This is a genomic window from Conexibacter sp. DBS9H8 (genome assembly GCF_023330685.1).
GTDB lineage: Bacteria > Actinomycetota > Thermoleophilia > Solirubrobacterales > Solirubrobacteraceae > Palsa-465.
Window position 1 is genome coordinate 2,969,149 of record NZ_CP097128.1, and the last position, 16,959, is coordinate 2,986,107.

The 16,959-nt window shown below is 71.0% G+C and carries 18 protein-coding genes; 5 read left to right on the plus strand and 13 right to left on the minus strand.

Features of this window, described 5'->3' with window-relative positions; translation table 11 throughout:
- Positions 1–112 precede the first annotated feature (112 nt).
- On the plus strand, positions 113–916 hold the full coding sequence (locus M3M55_RS14160; RefSeq protein WP_249010147.1) for a 3-hydroxyacyl-CoA dehydrogenase family protein: 804 nt from the start codon (positions 113–115) through the stop codon (positions 914–916).
- Between the two features lie 437 nt (positions 917–1,353).
- On the opposite strand, the gene M3M55_RS14165 is transcribed toward M3M55_RS14160, so the two are convergent.
- Positions 1,354–2,670: a hemolysin family protein gene (locus tag M3M55_RS14165; protein WP_249010148.1), complete on the minus strand. Its 1,317-nt coding sequence runs from the start codon at positions 2,668–2,670 to the stop codon at positions 1,354–1,356.
- 119 nt (positions 2,671–2,789) lie between these two features.
- Positions 2,790–3,083, minus strand: coding sequence for a 4a-hydroxytetrahydrobiopterin dehydratase (locus M3M55_RS14170; RefSeq protein WP_249010149.1), 294 nt, complete (start codon positions 3,081–3,083; stop codon positions 2,790–2,792).
- 14 nt (positions 3,084–3,097) lie between these two features.
- On the opposite strand from M3M55_RS14170, the gene M3M55_RS14175 reads away from it, so the two are divergent.
- Positions 3,098–4,021, plus strand: coding sequence for a cobalamin-binding protein (locus tag M3M55_RS14175; RefSeq protein WP_249010150.1), 924 nt, complete (start codon positions 3,098–3,100; stop codon positions 4,019–4,021).
- Positions 4,014–5,201 (plus strand): glycosyltransferase family 4 protein, encoded by a 1,188-nt coding sequence (locus M3M55_RS14180; protein ID WP_249010151.1) that lies wholly within the window; start codon positions 4,014–4,016, stop codon positions 5,199–5,201. Before M3M55_RS14175 ends, M3M55_RS14180 begins: the two co-directional genes overlap by 8 nt.
- Positions 5,202–5,300: 99 nt before the next feature.
- Here the strand turns inward: M3M55_RS14180 and M3M55_RS14185 are convergent, their stop codons facing one another.
- The 4 genes from M3M55_RS14185 to M3M55_RS14200 form a co-directional block, all read right to left on the minus strand.
- A complete protein-coding gene (locus M3M55_RS14185) occupies positions 5,301–6,182 on the minus strand; it encodes a rhomboid family intramembrane serine protease (protein WP_249010152.1) in 882 nt (293 codons plus the stop codon).
- A 103-nt stretch (positions 6,183–6,285) separates the two neighbouring features.
- A complete protein-coding gene (locus M3M55_RS14190; protein WP_249010153.1) occupies positions 6,286–6,621 on the minus strand; it encodes a hypothetical protein in 336 nt (111 codons plus the stop codon).
- A complete protein-coding gene (locus M3M55_RS14195; protein WP_249010154.1) occupies positions 6,618–7,163 on the minus strand; it encodes an RNA polymerase sigma factor in 546 nt (181 codons plus the stop codon). Before M3M55_RS14195 ends, M3M55_RS14190 begins: the two co-directional genes overlap by 4 nt.
- Before the next feature lie 34 nt (positions 7,164–7,197).
- Positions 7,198–8,463 (minus strand): 1-acyl-sn-glycerol-3-phosphate acyltransferase, encoded by a 1,266-nt coding sequence (locus tag M3M55_RS14200; protein ID WP_249010155.1) that lies wholly within the window; start codon positions 8,461–8,463, stop codon positions 7,198–7,200.
- Positions 8,464–8,507: 44 nt separating this feature from the next.
- Between M3M55_RS14200 and M3M55_RS14205 the strand changes: the two genes are divergently transcribed.
- Positions 8,508–9,071 carry a hypothetical protein gene (locus tag M3M55_RS14205; RefSeq protein WP_249010156.1) on the plus strand — a complete coding sequence of 188 codons (564 nt, stop codon included), beginning with the start codon at positions 8,508–8,510 and terminating at the stop codon, positions 9,069–9,071.
- A complete protein-coding gene (locus M3M55_RS14210; RefSeq protein ID WP_249010157.1) occupies positions 9,071–10,024 on the plus strand; it encodes a GDP-mannose 4,6-dehydratase in 954 nt (317 codons plus the stop codon). The genes M3M55_RS14205 and M3M55_RS14210 overlap by 1 nt, the downstream gene beginning before the upstream one ends.
- A 4-nt stretch (positions 10,025–10,028) precedes the next feature.
- Here M3M55_RS14210 and M3M55_RS14215 read toward each other — a convergent pair whose 3' ends face one another.
- Genes M3M55_RS14215 through coxB form a run of 7 tightly spaced genes read right to left on the minus strand, consistent with a single transcriptional unit; the run spans position 10,029 to position 16,886 of the window.
- Complete coding sequence (locus M3M55_RS14215) at positions 10,029–11,528, minus strand: cytochrome bc complex cytochrome b subunit (RefSeq protein WP_249010158.1); 1,500 nt, start codon at positions 11,526–11,528, stop codon at positions 10,029–10,031.
- Positions 11,525–12,601 (minus strand): Rieske (2Fe-2S) protein, encoded by a 1,077-nt coding sequence (locus tag M3M55_RS14220; RefSeq protein ID WP_249010159.1) that lies wholly within the window; start codon positions 12,599–12,601, stop codon positions 11,525–11,527. The genes M3M55_RS14215 and M3M55_RS14220 overlap by 4 nt, the downstream gene beginning before the upstream one ends.
- The gene (locus M3M55_RS14225) at positions 12,598–13,350 is read right to left on the minus strand and encodes a c-type cytochrome (RefSeq protein WP_249010160.1); all 753 of its coding nucleotides are present in this window, start codon (positions 13,348–13,350) and stop codon (positions 12,598–12,600) included. The genes M3M55_RS14220 and M3M55_RS14225 overlap by 4 nt, the downstream gene beginning before the upstream one ends.
- Positions 13,347–14,177: a cytochrome c oxidase assembly protein gene (locus M3M55_RS14230; protein WP_249010161.1), complete on the minus strand. Its 831-nt coding sequence runs from the start codon at positions 14,175–14,177 to the stop codon at positions 13,347–13,349. The genes M3M55_RS14225 and M3M55_RS14230 overlap by 4 nt, the downstream gene beginning before the upstream one ends.
- Entirely contained in the window at positions 14,174–14,620 is a 447-nt protein-coding gene (locus M3M55_RS14235; protein ID WP_249010162.1) for a hypothetical protein, read from the minus strand. The genes M3M55_RS14230 and M3M55_RS14235 overlap by 4 nt, the downstream gene beginning before the upstream one ends.
- An 8-nt stretch (positions 14,621–14,628) precedes the next feature.
- The gene (locus tag M3M55_RS14240) at positions 14,629–16,227 is read right to left on the minus strand and encodes a cbb3-type cytochrome c oxidase subunit I (protein WP_249010163.1); all 1,599 of its coding nucleotides are present in this window, start codon (positions 16,225–16,227) and stop codon (positions 14,629–14,631) included.
- Entirely contained in the window at positions 16,224–16,886 is a 663-nt protein-coding gene (coxB, locus tag M3M55_RS14245) for a cytochrome c oxidase subunit II (RefSeq protein WP_249010164.1), read from the minus strand. The genes M3M55_RS14240 and coxB overlap by 4 nt, the downstream gene beginning before the upstream one ends.
- Between the last annotated feature and the right edge of the window lie 73 nt (positions 16,887–16,959).

Consider the following 16,959-nt stretch of genomic DNA (forward strand, 5'->3'; position numbering starts at 1 on the left):
GCTGAGCCGATCACCGCGCGGACCCCTGTCCGGGGGGTTTTCTCTATTCTCCGCCGCCACGGTGGCTGGGGTCAGCCGCCGTTTGTCGTCTGACCACAGGTTGGGAGCCACATTGACTGAGACGCTGGGAATCGCCGGCAGCGGGACGATCGCCTCCGGATTGGCGGTCGTCGCCTCCGCAGGCACGGATGTCGTCCTCTGGGCCCGCTCGGAGGAGTCACAGGAGCGTGTCCGCGCGGCGATCGCCAAGGGAGCGAGCCGCCACGAGGGGGCCGACCCGGGCCGGATCACCGTCACGACGGAACTGGCGGACCTCGACGCCTGCAGCTTCCTCGTCGAGGCGATCGTCGAGGATCACGCCTCCAAGGCCGCACTGCTTGCCGACCTCGCCGAACTGACCATGCACCAGAACGAGACGGCGATCCTGTCGACCACCACCTCCTCCCTGTCGGTGAGCGAACTGGCCGAGGCGAGCGGCCACCCCGAGCGGTTCGTCGGACTGCACGTGTTCAACCCGGTCCCCGTGATGAAGCTCGTGGAGGTCGTGTTCGCCCCGGCGACGAGCGAGGAGACACGTGCGCGGACACTCGCCCTCTGTGAGCAGCTCGCCAAGGTCGCGGTCATCACCCCTGACACCCCGGGGTTCGTCGTCAACCGACTGCTCTTCCCGTACCTGTTCGACGCCGCCAACTTCATGGCCGAGTCGGGGCTGGAGGCGGCCGCCATCGACGAGGCGATGAAGCTCGGGGCGGGAGTCCCGATGGGACCGCTCGCCCTCCTCGACTACGTCGGCCTCGACGTGTCCAAGGCGATCGGGGATTCACTCTCGCTCGAGACCCCCGCGCCGATGGCGGCGCTGATCGCGGAGGGAGCCCTCGGCAAGAAGGCCGGGAGGGGCTTCTACGACTACTCCTGATCCAGACGCGGGGGAGGATCCGCACACGCCACTGAGACGGGCCGTCACGGATTCCTCCTCCCTTTGGCTGATCCCTAACAAACCTTTAGCAAAGGTTGAGGCGGGAGGCGCATTCTCCTGAGTGCGACGTACCTCAAAGCAGCACCTCCTCCCCCAGAAGCACGAAACCGGCCTGTCCCCAGCAGGCCGGTTTCCGTTTAAGCGCGCCGGTTGCCGCCCGGACCGAGCCCGCCGGCCCTTAACGTCGTGAAGCCGGCCCGAAGGCCGGCTTCATCTCTCCTCTCAACCACCGGGAACTACTTGGGCTGAATCGCAGGAGACCTGCGACGTTCGCCGGCGCTTTCTCGCCATACTAACAACTGAGACGCATCTCACGCAACCTGACCCGATCTGTGTGCGAACGGCATCCCGAATGCCCCTCCGAACGCCGCAGCCGCTCAGACCGCGGAGTCGCTGCCGGCTGGATCGGGAAGAACCTGACGGATCCGCACCGCCTCGACCCGGTTCTGGCGGACCGCCTCAACCCGCACGTTGAGGCCGTTGGCGTCGATCTGATCGCCCCGCTTGGGGAGGCGGCCGAGCTCGGCGAAGACGAACCCGCCGACCGAGTTGTACGCGTCGGTGTCCGCCGGAAGCGCGAGCCCGTAGTCCTCGAGGTCGGCGACGGGGACGTGACCACGCACGAACCAGTCGCCGTTCGCGAGCCGTCGCACCGCCCCGCCGGCCGGATCGGTCTCATCAAAGACCTCCCCGACGATCTCCTCGATGATGTCCTCAGTCGTGACGATCCCGGCGGTGCGGCCGTACTCGTCGACGACGATCGCCAGCTCGGTCCGCTCGCGCTGGAGATCGGCGAGAAGGTCGTCGAGCGGCTTGGTCTCGGGGACGATCGGCGCCTGCCGAACCCGTTCGGCGAAGGAGGCCGCCGAGCCGCGCTCGAGCAGCACCTTGACGAGCTGGTTGACGTGCACGATCCCCCGGACCTGGTCCTCGTCCCCGTTCTCGGTCACCACGAGCCGTGAGTGGCCGGTTGAGATGCACGTCTCGAGCGCCTCGGCGACGGTCGCGGCGACGTCGACGGTGACGACGGCGGGGATCGGGGTCATCACCTGGCGCGCCTCCTGCTCGTGCAGGTCAAAGACGCCAGAGAGCATCTGGGCCGCGCCGGCGTCGAGCTGCCCGCCGGTCTGTGACTGGGCGATGATCCGCCGCAGTTCCTCGGGGGTGCCCGCCTCCGGCTCGGCCCGCGGGTCGGTGCCGAGGCGGCGCAGCATCCACTCAGAGGAGACGTTCAGGGTGACGATGAACGGCTTGAAGCTCCAGATGAAGGCGGCCATCACCGGCGCGATCCAGACGACCATCCCCTCCGCGTGCTGGATCGTGTAGAGCTTGGGGACGATCTCTCCGAGCGTGCTTTGGACGAAGGTGATCAGCAGATAGGCGACGATCACCGCGACGACGACCACCGCTCCGGGGACGGGGGCGCCGAAGGCGAGCTCGAGCGCGTGGGCGATCGCCGGCTCCCCGAGCGCGCCGATCCCGATCGACACCATCGTGATCCCCACCTGACACGCGGAGATGTAGTCGCCGAGGTGATCGAGCTGGCCGAGGGCGGTCCGCGCGCCGCGCGAGCCCTCCTCTGCGAGCGCCTCCAGTCGCGCCCGGCGCGACCGGACCATGGCGTATTCCGCGATCACGAAGAACGCGTTGACGAGGACCAGTACCCCCGTGAGGATTATGAGGAGCGCCTTCACGGGCGCCCGTTACTTCGCGATGGGTCGTCGTCCATGTGAATGCGACTGCGAGGCTAAGGTATCAGCCCGCCCCCCCGTGCCCGCAACGCCCACCGCCCGGGCCGCGGCCGGCGCCCAGCTCAGCCGCCGCCGAGGACCCCGTCGATCCGCTCGGCGAGGGCGAGGTCCGCGGCGGTCAGCCCGCCCGCCGAATGGGTGCTGAGAGTGATCCTCAGTCGGTTCCAGCCGTGCACAAGCAGGTCGGGATGGTGGTTGGCCGCCTCGGCGAGCTCGGCGACCTGGTTGACCGCGGCGATGACGGCCAGGAAGTTCTCCCGTTGGAGGTCACGGACGATCGTCTCCCCCTCTCGGTGCCAGGCGGTCCCGGTGAGACCACTGGCGATCTGCTCGTCGGTGAGGCGCGTGTCTGTCATATGGTGTTCCCTCCATGCGGATCGTCAGCCTGGTTCCCTCAGCCACCGAGATGCTGTTCGCTCTTGGACTCAATGATGACGTCGTCGGCGTCACCCACGAGTGTGACCACCCGGCCGAGGCCCGGGAACTGCCCCGTGTGACCCGTCCGGCGCTCGCGGCGGGGCTGACCAGCGCCGAGATCGACGCCGCCGTCAAAGCGGGGGCGCGAACGGGGGCGCCGACCTCGACGCTCGACACCGAGGCGCTGCACGACCTCCAGCCGGACCTCATCGTCACCCAGTCGCTCTGCAGCGTCTGTGCGGTGAGCGTCGAGGACGTGCGGGCCCTCGCGGAGGAGATCGACTCCCAGCCACTCGTGATCGCGCTCGATCCCCACACGTTCGGGGAGGTGCTCGCCGACCTGCGCACCCTCGCGCAGGCGACCGACACCCGGGACGAGGCGGTCGACCTGATCCGCGAGATCTCCGCCCGGATCGACCGGGTGCGTCTGGCCGTCCGAGGGGCCGAGCGGCCGCGGGTCGTCGCCCTCGAATGGCTCGACCCGCCCTACGGCGCCGGGCACTGGGTGCCCCAGCTGATCGAGCTCGCCGGCGGTGAGGACGTCCTCGGGTTCGCGGGGGAGGCCTCAGAGGAGACGACCTGGGCACACATCGGCGCGATCACCCCGGACCGGGTGATCGTGATGCCGTGTGGCTACAGCGCGGAGATCGCCCACCGAGAGGCGGAGATGCACCGGAACGAGCTCAGCGCGCTCGGTGTCGGTCAGATCGTCGCCGTCGACGCCGACGCCTACTTCTCCCGTCCCGGGCCGCGTCTCGTCGACGGCCTCGAACTGCTCGCCCACATCCTCCACCCGGACCGGATCGAGGCTCCCGCCGATCCGGATGCCCGCGCTCTTGTGGTGCACTGGCCCGACGCCGGGCCCGGCCGTGGCTGACCCGACCCGCGGCCGTGGCCCGCGGCCCCGCGGGGCCGCGGTCGGACCCACCACCGTCCTCTACCTCCACTCCTCCACCGGCCGCTACGGCGCCGACCGCCAACTCGCACTCATCCTCGCGGGACTCGATCGCGACCACTACCGCCCCATCGTCGTCCTGCCCGACGCGACGGGACCGCTGGTCGGCGACCTCACCCGCGCGGGAGTCGAGGTGATCGTGATGCCGCTCGCCGTCGTGCGCCGCGGCGCCACGACCCCGACCGGGCTCGCCCGGCTCAGCGTTCGCGCCGCGGCCGACGCCGCGGCCCTTGCGCGGCTCATCCGCTCCCGGCGGGTCGCGCTCGTGCACTCCAACACCTCGGTGCTGCTCGGCGGCGCCGCCGCGGCGGCCCTCACCGGGGTTCCCCACGTCTGGCACATCCGCGAGATCTACGCGCGTTGGGACCGGTTGTGGCCGTACTACCGACGCCTGCTCGCCTCCGCCGCGGCACTGCCGTGCGTGTCGGTGGCCGCTTCGGTGCCCTTTGGGGGCAGTGAGCGGGTGACGGTCATCCATGACGGGCTCGCGGTCGCCCCCCGGCGGACTCAGCGCGGGATCGCCCGGGCCCGGCTCGCCCTCCCCCAGGACCGGCCGCTCGCCGCTGTCGTCGGCCGGGTCAGTGATTGGAAGGGCCAGGATCAGCTGATCCTGGCCCTCGCGACCGCCGAATTGACCGAGCGCGGCGTGCACGGGCTCATCGCCGGTGACGCGTGGCCCGGCGCCGAGGAGCGGCTCGCCTCCGTCCACCGGCTCGCCGCCGACCTCGGCGTCAGCGACCGGGTGCACTTCCGTGGCTTCGTGGAGCCGGTCGCCGACGTCTACGGTGCCGCCGACGTGATCGCCGTCCCGTCGACCGCGCCGGACCCGCTCCCGGGTGCGGCCGTGGAGGCCGCGGCCGCCGGTGCGGCCGTCGTCGCCGCCGCCCACGGCGGCCTGCCCGAGATCATCACGGACGCCGTCACCGGCCGGCTCGTGCCGCCCGGCGACCCCGACGCCCTCGCCCACGCCGTCGCCGGCCTGATCGACGAACCGCGCCGTCGGGCCACCCTCGGCGCCGCCGCCTCCCGGGACGTGCGCCGGCGCTTTGCCCCGGCGCGCATGCACGCCGCGGTCGCCGCGCTGTATGGCGAGCTGACCTGAACCGGAGTGACGGGGCTCGGGCTGCCCATGCCCGAACCGTGGTCGACGCACCGGGTCGGTGGACCGACGCCCGCCGGTACCGACGGGCGAGCGGCAGCCCTACAGGGTGAAGCCGTTGGGGGTGAGACCGGTCCCGCCGGCGACGGCGACCGCGCCGATCACCGAGACGATCGCGATCACCAGGCAGGCGCCGAACACCCAGGCGCGCCGGCTGCGGTGCTGCCCCCATTCGGTGACGGCGAGGCCGCCGAGGATCCCCGCGAGCAGCCCGCCGAGGTGGCCGCCGATGGAGACGTTCGCAATGGTGAGGTCGAAGATGAGGTTGATCGCGAGCATCGGCCCGAGCCCGCTCTGCCAGATCGGGATACCGCGCTTGTAAGCGACGACGATCAGCGCGCCGAAGATCCCGAAGATCGCCGTCGACGCGCCGATCGTCGGTACGTTCGGCTCGAACAGGAGCGCCCCGAAGGAGCCGGCGAGCAGGGAGGAGAAGTAGATCGCCAGGTAGTTGGCGCGGCCGATGGCCGGCTCGAGCACGCGGCCGACGAACCACAGCGAGATCATGTTCAGGCCGATGTGGAGCAGCCCGGCGTGGAGGAAGCCGGAGGTCAGCAACCGCCAGTACTGGTGGTCGCCGTTGAAGGGAGCCGGGTACGGGTTGTGTCCGGTGAGGGCGAGCCCGAACAGGGCGCCGTGGTCGAAGACCCAGCCGGAGTCGCGGCCGCCGAGGGTGACGCCGGTCGCCAGCTCCGCGAAGAACACGACGACGTTGATCGTGATGAGCACGTTGGTCGCACTCCAGCGCCCCGACACTCCGAAGCTCGGGCCCGCTACCCGCCGCACCTGCGTGCGCTGGCGCGCGCACTCGGGGCAGCGCATCCCGACGCTCGTCGGCGTCATGCAGTCCGGACAGATCGGCCGCCCACAGCTCGAGCAGGAGACACCGGTCTCCCGGCTGGGATGCTTGTAACAGAACGCCACGGCGGGCCCAAGCTAGCAGCGCCGGTGAAGAAGATCGCTACGCCGGCGGCCGGGCGCCGAACACCGCGGCACCCGCGAGCGGCGCCAAACGCCTGAGCAGGCTTCAGCGGCGGATCCGGCGGGTCTCGTGCACGGCGTCGGCGAGGGTACGCTCCGCGAGCTCACGGAGGCTCGCGGACTCGCTGACCCGGTCACCGTGACCCTGGCGCAGACGGAGTGCGACGAGGGCGGAGCCGGCGGTGACGGTGACGAGCGCGGCGGCGGCCGGGGCGATCCAGTGGCGCGGGTCACGCATCGCCGACAGCTCCCAGCCCTCGAGCTCCTCATAGGCGGCGTCGGTCCAGTCGACGAGCCGCACCTGCAGCTCGTCGAGGAGGTCGTCGGGGGCGGAGGGCTCGACCGGTGAGAGCGCCTCTCGCAGCAGCGCCTCGAGGTTCATCGGGCCGCCCCCTGGGCTGCCACGATGCCCTCGAGTTGGCGGATCGCCCGGTGCAGCAGCACCTTCGTCGCCCCGTCGCTACGACCGAGCGCGCGGGCGATCTCCCGGTTGTCCATGCCGAGGGCGAAGCGCATGATCAGCGCCTCCCGGCGATCGTCGGGGAGCTGGCGGACCCCGTCGAGGATCGCCTTGAGCTCCTCCCGGCCCTCGACGAGCGACTCAGTCGTGTGCGTCGCCGCGATCATGCCGGCGTCCTCGATCGCCGACTCCGGCTTGCGCGCCCGGTCCCGGTAGAAGTTGGCCGCGAGGTTGTGGGCGATCCGGATGAGCCAGGGACGCAGCGGACGGCCGTCAGACTCGCGCATCGCGCGGTCAAGGTGCCGGTAGGCCTGCAGGAAGGTCTGCTCGGTGAGGTCCTCGGCGTCGTGGTGGTTGCCGACGCGGTAGTAGCTGTAGGAGTACACGTCACGGACGTGAGCGCGGTAGAGATCGCTGAAGGCCGCATCCAGCTCGGCCTTACTCGTCGTTGTCTCGGTCGCCACGGCATCTCAGAGAATAGGCGCCCCCCGGCGCCCGCTACGCCGCTTGGACGCTCGGCGTCTCCCCGGCGAGCCGGTCCTCGAGCGTCCGCACGTCCCGTTCGACGCTGACGCTGAGACCGAGGTCGCGGAGGACGTCGGACATCTGACGCGCGAACCCCTTCTCGCTCGCGGCGACCGTCGCGGCCGCCCCGGTCTGCGGCCACGGTTCCTCCAGGGCGACGACGGCGAGAGCACGGGCGCGGCAGCGCTCGCCGACGTAGGCGCTCGGGCGTGTCCCGAGCGGCGGTACGGTGCCCGTGGAGAGCACGAGCACGCCGGCGCTACGCGGAATCTGGTCGCCGTGGGCGTCCATCACGGCGGGCAGGGCGGCAGCGGGCACGGCAAGACAGATGAGGTCGTGGCCGTAGAGGTCGACCTTCTGGGCGGCGACGACGTTGACCCGGTCGGGGAGCACAGCGCCCGCCAACCGCTCGGCGTTGACGCGACTGTCCGCGAGGCGCTTGGCCTGCTCGGCGGTGCGGCAGCCGAGGTCCACGTCATAACCGGCCTCGGCGAGGGCGATCGCGAGCGCGGTGCCGGCCCGTCCGGCGCCGATCACGCAGGCGCGGCGGATCGGTGCGAGGCCCCCGAGCCACTCCCACTGCAGCGCGACGCAGGGCCAGATCCGGTTGGTGACCGCGGCGGCAAGCTGCGGTGAGGCGTGCGCAACGGTCGGGAAGTGCAGCGGTCGTCCGGCCCGCACGCGCACCTTGTGTGGCCGGATCCGCCAGCCACGGCGGATCGCCTCGGTCCCGGTCACCGCGATCGGGATCACCGGGACGCCGGTCTCAAGCGCGAGCCGGCCGACCCCCCGCTTGGGCTTGCCGAGGGTCCCCGGCCGGATCCGGGTGCCCTCGGGGAAGATGAGGACGATCTCCCCGCGGGCGAGGATCGCCTTGGCGGTCGCGATCGTCTCCTCATCCCCGCGGCCGCGGTCAACCGGAAAGGCGCCGAGGGAGTTGAGGATCCACGCCTGCCACCGGCGCCGGAACAGTTCCTTCTTGGCGACGAAGTAGAGCGGGCGCCGAGCGCACGCGCCGATCACGAACGGGTCGAGGAAGCTGCGGTGGTTGGAGGCGATGATCGCCGCCCCCGTCCGCGGAATGTGGTCGCGTCCGACCCGGTCGAGCCGGAAGTACACCGCGAAGAACGGGACGAGCACGAGCCGGACGATCCGATAGACGAGCCGGTTGACGCCCTGCTCCCGGGCGCGGGCATGAAGGGCCGCGTGGCCCCGGTCCTCGAGGTCGAAATCGTCCATGCCTGTGTGTACCCGCTGGTGTGAGGGCCGTTACAGTGTGACCCTTGAGCCAAGCCCGGATCCTTCGTGGCGCCGCAAGTGGCGTTCTCGCCGCCGCCGTCTGGGCGGTCCAACAGCCCGTCGACAAGCGCATCTTCGGGTGTCGCTTCGACGACGTCGAGATGCTCGGCCGAGCGGTCACCCGGGAGGAGGACTACTACGGTCCCGGGCTGGCGATCCACCTGCTCAACGGGGCGCTGTTCGGCGGCGCCTACGCGCTCGTCGCGCCCTCCCTGCCCGGCCCCGACACGCTCAAGGGCCCACTCGCCGCCGTGGCCGAGAACACGCTCCTGTGGCCGCTCGTCACCCTGATCGACCGCTTCCACCCGGCGCGGGAGCGACTTGAGCCGCTCGCGGGCAACCGGCGCGCGTTCACCCAGGCGACGTGGCGCCACGTGCTCTTCGGGGCCGTCCTCGGCGAGCTCGAGCGGCGCCTGCGCCCCCCCGCCGAGGAGGCGCCCGCCGCGGTGATCGAGACCGTCTACTCCTCCAACGGGCACGGGACGCTCGGGGACACCACGCTCGGGTTGCTGTCGATGGACGTGCGCCCGGGCGACTCGCCGGACTGATGCGCGTCCTCATCACCGGCGCGTCCGGCTTCGTCGGCGGCTGGCTCGCGCGGACGTGCGTTGAGGCCGGGGATGAGGTCATCGGCATCTCCCGCAGCGGCACCGTCACCGCGGGGCAGGGGCGCGCCGTCGATCTCAGAGACGCGGCCGCGGTCGCGGCGTTGCTCGCCGACACCGACCCGGAGGCGATCTACCACCTTGGGGCACTCAGCCACGTCGGACGCTCCTGGGAGCAGCCGGCTGAGACGCTCGCGGCGAACGTCGGGGGGGCGGTCGCACTGTTGGAGGCGGTCCGCCGCGTCACCCCACGGGCGCGGGTGCTGTGGGCGTCCACGTGTGAGGTGTACGGCAGCGCCCCGGATCTGCCGGTGACCGAGGCGGCCCCGCTCGCGCCGGTCAACCCGTACGCGGTGTCCAAGGCCGCCGCGGACATGCTCGCGGGCGTCTACGCCGCCGCCCACGGCCTCGACGTCGTCCGAGCCCGGCCGTTCAACCACGTCGGGCCTGGCCAGCGCCCGATCTTCCTTGTCGCCTCCCTCGCCGAGCAGGCGGCCCGGGCCCTTGATGAGCGGGCGGACGCCCTGACGATCCTCACCGGCAACCCGGACACCCGCCGCGATTACACCGACGTCCGTGACGTCTGCGCCGCCTACCGGGCGCTTGTCCACTCCGCGCCCACCGGGGTCTACAACGTCTGCTCGGGCGTGTCGGTGTCGGCGCGGGAACTGGTCCGTCTCGTCGGCGAGCTGATCGCCCCCGTGGCCGTCCACCACGAAATCGACCCCGCCCGGGTCCGGGCCCACGAGGTGATCGACCATCGCGGCTCGGCCGCGGCCCTGACGGCCGCGACCGGATGGACACCGCAGATCCCGCTCGCGCGAACGGTCGCGGACACGATCGCCGCCTTCCGCGCACAGCGCAGCGGGGTGAGAGCCGGGGGCTTCCCCGGCTGAGCGGTCAGGGGGTCCGGCCGCGTTCGTCCGCCGGGCCGGGGGGCGGGTCCTCTTCCGATCTGCCCCGCCCCGGCGTGGCGGCATCGACCCGGCTGGGCACATGCTGGCCCGACCAGGCGCCGTCGATCGTCTCGGGCGCTTCGACGATCGTCCCCTCCCAGCCCCGGAGCGGGTGCGTGTCGGTGCGCTGAAGGTGACGGCAGACCATCAGGGTGACGCCGCCGATGAGCAGCGGGACGATCCACACGCCGATGCGCCAGAAGCGGATCTGGGAGGTGTAGGGGATGTCGAGCCGGAAGAACAGCCGGTCGGACGCGCCGATGATGAAGATGAGCACGACCCAGCTGAGGAAGCCGGTGCCGATCGCGGTCCGGATCGGACGGTCCCGCGGGCGTTCGTCGAGGTGGTGGATCGCCCGGTCGCCGGTGATCCGCCGCTCGAGCCACGGCCAGGCGTAGAGGACACCGAAGACGACGGTGGGGAACAGGACCCCACCCCAGAACGGGCTCGGGATGATCGTCGCCCCGCCGATGTGCACCTCCCAGTTGGGCATCAGCCGTAGCGCGCCGATCAGCCATCCGATGTACCAGTCCGGCTGGGCCCCGTTCTCGGACAGGTACGTGTGGTAGGGGCCCCACTGCCAGATCGGGTTGATCTGGATCAACCCGCCGAGCAGGACGAGCACCGCGGCGACGGCGAACAGGAGGCCGAGCGAACGCAGCGCGTAGGCGGGCCACATCGGCGTGCCGACGACGTTCTGCTCCCGCCGCCCCGGACCCGGAAACTGGGAGTGGTGCTGGCGGACGATCATCGCAAGGTGAACGGTGATCAGCAGCGTGAGGATCGCCGGGATGATGAAGACGTGGATGATCTCGAAGCGTGCGAACAGCCGCGAGGACCCGGGGAACGGGCCGTCCCAGACGAGGTTGGCGAACTGCCCCCCGATGAACGGCACCGACATCGCCGTTGAATACGCGATCGCGAGCCCCATCCCGGAGAGGAGGTCGTCGACGAGCGAGTAGCCGAGGAACCCCTCGATGATCGCGAGCCCGAGCATCGTCAGGCCGATGTACCAGTTGAGATCCCGCGGCTTGCGGTAGGCGCCGGTGAAGAACACGCGCATCATGTGCAGGACGATCGCGGCGAGGAACACGTCGGCCGCCCAGTGGTGGGTCTGGCGGACGAGCAGACCGGCGGGGACGTCGAGGCTGAGGTCGAGCACGGACCGGTAGGCGCCTGACATCTGCTCGCCCTGGAGGAGCACGTAGCTGCCGTGGTAGACCGACTGCTGCGTGCTCGGCACGTAGAACAGGGCGAGGTAGACCCCGGTGATGATCAGCACGATGAATGAGTAGAGGGCGATCTCCCCGACGAGGAAGGACCAGTGGTCGGGGAAGACGTAGCGCATCGCCCCACGGATCCCCTGATAGGCCCCGATCCGCTCCTCATTCCAGCGGACCACCCGCTCGGCCTGGCGCCGCGGGTTGAGGTCACGGACGCTCATGTCTGGGAGGGCCGGCGCACGTCGAGCCAGGAGGGTCCGACGTCCTCGTCAAAGCCCCCCGCCGCGCGCAGGTAGCCGTTGGGGTCGATCAGCACCGGCAGCTGGGGAAGCGGCCGTCCGGCGGGACCGAACAGCAGCTTCCCGCCCTCGGCGGGCAGGAAGGTCGAGTAGTGGCAGGGGCAGGTGAGGGCCGGCTGGTCGTTGCCGCCGGACGGAAACTCGGGGTAGCGATACAGCGAGACCGCACAGGCGGCGTGCGGGCAGATCTTCGAGAAGGCGAGGATCCCGTGGGGCGCCCAGCCGCGCCGGCTCGACGGGAGGTGCAGCATCGCCTCGGGGAGGCGCAGGACGATGAGCGGCGAGCCGATCAGCTCGGGGTCGGCTCCCTCGGGCAGGGCGGTGAACAGCGAGCCGACGGTGATGTCCTCGGCGCGGTAGAGGCGACCGTCGATGTCGGTGAACCGCACGCCGCGATGCCACGGGGTCTTGTGGATGGCGGTGAGCCGCGGACCGATCGAGGCGATCGGCGCGACCGCCGCCGTCGTCACCGCCGCCCCGGCCACGCACGCCGCGCAGGTGATCAACCCCCGCCGCGAGACGCCCTCGCCGGCTTCAGAGAGCGCATCGACGATCCGCGCGGGCGCCTCCGGTTCGAGCAGCGTGCCGCGCTCCTCGATCGCCGTCTCCTGCACGACGACGGACTTGCCGGCGACGATCGCCGCCGCGGCGATGAGCGCGAGGCTGCCGCCCAGCGCAGCTCCGAGCAGTTGCGTGTCGAGGCCGGTGACCACGAAGACGGCGATGAACGCGACCGCGAGCAGCGCGGCTGCGAGCAACAACCCGGCGACGAGGGTCTCAGCCCGGGGGTTGGCGGGAACCTCACGGCGGCGAGGGTCCTCTGCGTCCGCTGGCCCGGAACCGGCCTCCGCCCCGGACGCCTCGGACGCCGCCCCGGACACCTCGGCCTTCGCCCCGGGCGCCTCGCCTCCGGCGAGATCGGAGTCGCGGCGACGCATCGCCATCCGGGCCGCGACGGCGAACGCGACGATCCGGGCGAGCAGGCGGGCGATCACGCGAGCCGCTCCCCGATCAGGCGGGCGACGATGACGAGCGCGAACAGGCCGACGAACCATGCGACGATTCCCTCCGGGATCGGGCCGATGTTGTAGATCCCCACACCGCCGGCGTTGTCGGGGTGGCGGGTCCACAGCACGTACCGGGCGATCGAGTTGAGGTCATGCTGATCGAGCTGGGCAGTGCTGAAGTGCGGCATCACGTACGGGCCCATCCGGATCGCCTCGGCGACCTCATCCGCGGTCGCCTGTCCGAGGTCGGGCACCTGGGCGTTGATGGCGATTCCGCCGCGGCCGACGATCGAGTGGCATCCGGCGCAGTTCTCGTCAAACAGCTTGAAGCCGAGGGAGAGGCTGCCGGCGGCCGGATCCGCCGTCGGCGCGATTGGACCACCGCCGATCGCGCGGACGTACGCGGCAACCGACCGGATCTGGCTCGGGTCGAAGATCGGCGTCTCGCGGACCGGCTCGTCCTGCGGGTTGGCGAGCGGCATGCGTCCCGTCGACAGGTAGAACTTCACCGGGCCGGCGCCGACGCCGATCAGCGACGGCGCGACGCCGCGTCGCCCGCGCAGGTCATAGCCGTGGCAGGAGGCACAGTGGGCGTCAAAGAGCGACTCGCCCTGGGGAAGCGCCCCCGCGTGCGCACCGCTCGCGAGCCCGCACAGCAGCAACCCGGCGAGCGGAACGAGCGCGAGCACCCGAGCGACGGCGGAGAATCGGCGACGGTGGTGGCGTCGGCTTCTCATCCCGCCACCTCCCCAGCGAGCTCGTGGCGCTCACGGGCCTGCTGGCGGCGCTCGGCGGCGAGCAGGGAGCGGACGACGGTGACGAGCCCAAGGAGCCCCATCACGGCGGTGCCGAGCACCCACATGATCGCGCCGGCCTGCTGCTGGTCGGCGAGGGCGGAAATCCCCAGTGACCGGGCGGGCGCCGCATACAGCGGATAGAGCAGCGTCGGGTCGCGGTTGAGCCAGGCGCCGAACAGCGTCATCGGCACCATCGCGGCCGTCAGGTAGAGCAGGCGAGGCACCGGGCCGACCCGCCGCGGGTTCGGCGATCCCAGCAACGGCCACCAGAGGATCGTTCCGGCGAGCAGGTAGGCGACGTGCTGAGCGTCGTGGAGAAGCGGGTGCACGAGCGCCGCGTCGAAGATCACCGGCACGTGGGTGCCGAGCAGGACGACGGTGTAGATGACCAGACAGCGGATCGGCCCGAGCTGGTGACCGACCACCATCAGCGCCCGGCCGACGCGCCGGCGGTACGGGCGCCCGAGGACCGCGAGAAGCAGTCGGCCCGGCATCCCCTCGAGCAGCAGCGGCGGCGCGAGGTCGAGGAGGAGGACGTGCTGGAGCATGTGCGCGGACAGGCGCTGTCCGTCTTGGGCCCCGATCCCCGAATCGAGCGCGACGACGATCGTGGCGAGCCCGGCGAGAAAGGCGAGCGTGTGAGCCGCCGGCCACGGTCGTGGGGTCCGGCGGACGGCGCCGAGGTAGACCGCCGCCGTGAGCGCACACAGGGCGCTCGGCACGGCGGCGAACTGCCAGTCATGAACAAGGAGACCGACGAGGCTCACGGCACCTCTCCCGTCGGGGCGCCACCGGCCCGGCCTGCGACACGCGGCGAAGCCTCGGCGCCGGCCCGCCGCTGGGCGGCGGCGCGCTCGGCCGCATGCTGGGCGCGGCGTTCGAGGACGAGCCGGGTGAGGCCGACGATCAGCACAGCGGCGCCGAAGTCGATCAGGAAGTGTCCGAAGACGACCCCGACGACGAGGGTGCTCAGGCCGATCGCGGCGAGCGCTGCGGCGGCGCTCGCGCGGACGATCGTCTCGGCCCCCCGAGCCCCCGGGGCACCCCGCCGCAGTGCGTCCGGGTTGGCGAGCACCTGGAAGAGCACAAGGGTTCCGACGGCGAGGACCGCCGCGGCGAACGTCGCCGTCTGGATCAGATCCCCCGTCCAGATCGCGTTGAGCGTCCCCGTCGTCGTCAGGATCGCCAGCCAGATCAGGAGCGGTCGCACCGCACCGGTCATGGCACAGGCACCGGGTCGGAGGGGTCAGCGGCCGCCGCGGCGTCCGCGGCCTCCCGCAGGTCGAGCAGCGGCGCGTAACTGCGGATCGGCGGCAGCGGCTCGGTGAAGTTGAGCGCCGGCGGTGGCGAGCTCGTCGCCCACTCGAGCGTGTGCCCGAGCCACGGATCCGGACCGGCGAGCCGCGGACGACGCAGCGAGACGACGACGTTGAGGAGGAACACGGCGACGGCGAGCGCGATCAGCCCGGCCCCGGCCGTCTCGAGCTGGTTGAGCCCCGCCCACCCGGGGTGGGTCGGGTAGCGGGCGATCCGCCGGGCCATCCCGTCGGAGCCGAGGAAGAACATCGGCAGGAACGTGAGGTTGGTACCGACGATCAGGAGGCCGAGGTGGACCCGGCCGAGCCCCTCACGCAGCAGGCGTCCGGTCAGCTTCGGGAACCAGTGGTACACCCCGGCGAAGAAGCCGAAGATGCTGCCGGCGAACAGCGTGTAGTGGAAGTGGGCGACGACGATGTAGCTGCCGTAGGCGTTGTAGTCGAGCACCGGGGAGGCGAGGAAGATGCCCGACAGCCCGCCGATGAGGAACTGGATGAAGAAGGTGATCCCGAACAGGAACGCGCAGCGCGGGACGATCGACCCGCCGACGAGGGTGCCGACGAGGTCGAAGTACTCGATTCCGGCCGGGACGAGCAGCAGCGTCGAGGTGAACGCGAAGTACTGGTTGGTGACCCCGCCGGTGACGAACATGTGGTGCCCCCAGACGCTCATCGACAAGACGGAGAAGGCGAGCATCGAGGCGACGAACGCCGTGTAGCCGAACCACCGCTTGTGCGCCCCGACGGCGATCGCCTCCGCCGCCGCCCCGAGGTAGGGGAAGAACATCACGTAGACGACCGGGTGGCCGAAGAACCAGAACAGGTCCTCGTAGTCGACCGCTCCGGCGAAGCCGGTGAAGATGTGGGCTCCGAGCCGGTCGACGTAGAGCAGGGCCATCACGAGCACCATCATCGGGAAGGCGCCGATCACCATCAGGACGGAGACGAGCGCCGTCCAGGAGAACACGGGTAGGCGCATCATCGTCATCCCGGGTGCCCGCCGGCGGGCGACGGTCACCGCGATGCAGATCGCGATCAGGATCATCCCGAGGATCGCGAGGAGGACCCCGAGCACCCACAGGTCCTGGCCGACCCCCGGGGTGTATGAGCCCGTCGACAGCGGCGTGTAGGAGGTCCAGCCGTCCTGCCCGGGCCCGGACGCGGTGAACCACCCCGACTGCATCACGAGGCCGCCACACACCCACAGCCAGAACCCGCACAGGGCCGCCCGCGGCGCACTGAGCGTGCGGGCCCCGATCTGCAACGGGATCAGATACAGCGCGAGCGCGAGCGCCATCGGCGTCACGAACAGGAAGATCATCGTCGAGCCGTGCATCGTGAACAGCTCGTCGTAGGTGCCGTTGCTGAGCAGCTGGTTGTTCGGCTCGGCGAGCTGGGAGCGCATCAGCAGCGCGAACAGGCCACCGAGGAGGAAGTAGAACAGCGAGAGGACGCCGAGGTTGATCCCGATCGTCTTGTGGTCGGTGCTGATCAGCCTCATACCGGCCCCGCCCCGTGTCGGGCGAGCCAACGATCAAAGCGGCGGTCGGGCAGCACCCGCACGCCGAAGACCATCTCGGAGTGGAAGATCCCGCAGTACTCGCTGCAGGCCCCGCTGAAGCTGCCGGTGCGGTCGAAGTCGAGCGTGACCCGCTCCACGGTGCCGGGCATCGCGTCCCGCTTGAAGGCGAGCTGGGGAATCCAGAATCCGTGGATGACGTCTCGAGAGGTGAGGTTGAAGCGGACGGGCTCGTCGACGGGAACGACGAGTGGCGCATCACCGACGGCACCGCTGACGTGGGTGATCCCGTGACCGGCGTAACGGAAGGTCCACTCCCACCGGCTCGCGATCACGTCGACGGTGAGGGCCGGGCGCTCCCGCGCCGACGCGGTGTCGACGAGATGCTCGGCGCGGAAGGTCACGTCGAGCAGGACCGCGGCGATGCAGAGCAGCACGACGGCGTAGGCGAGCTCGAGCCGGTTGGCTTCGTTGTGGCCCGCGAGCCGGTGCCGGCGCCCGTCCCGGCGCCGGAAGCGCACCGTCACGACGATGATCGTGACGGTGAAGAACCCGAACACGCCGATCCCGATCGGCACGTAGATGCCGAACACCCAGTCATAGACGTGCCGAGTGTCGACAATGGCGGTCGGGACGGGCATCGCTGGGCGGTGTATATCCCGTCGTTCTGGCCGGGCGAACCCGACGTGTTCGCACGCGAACGGTCGGGTCCGA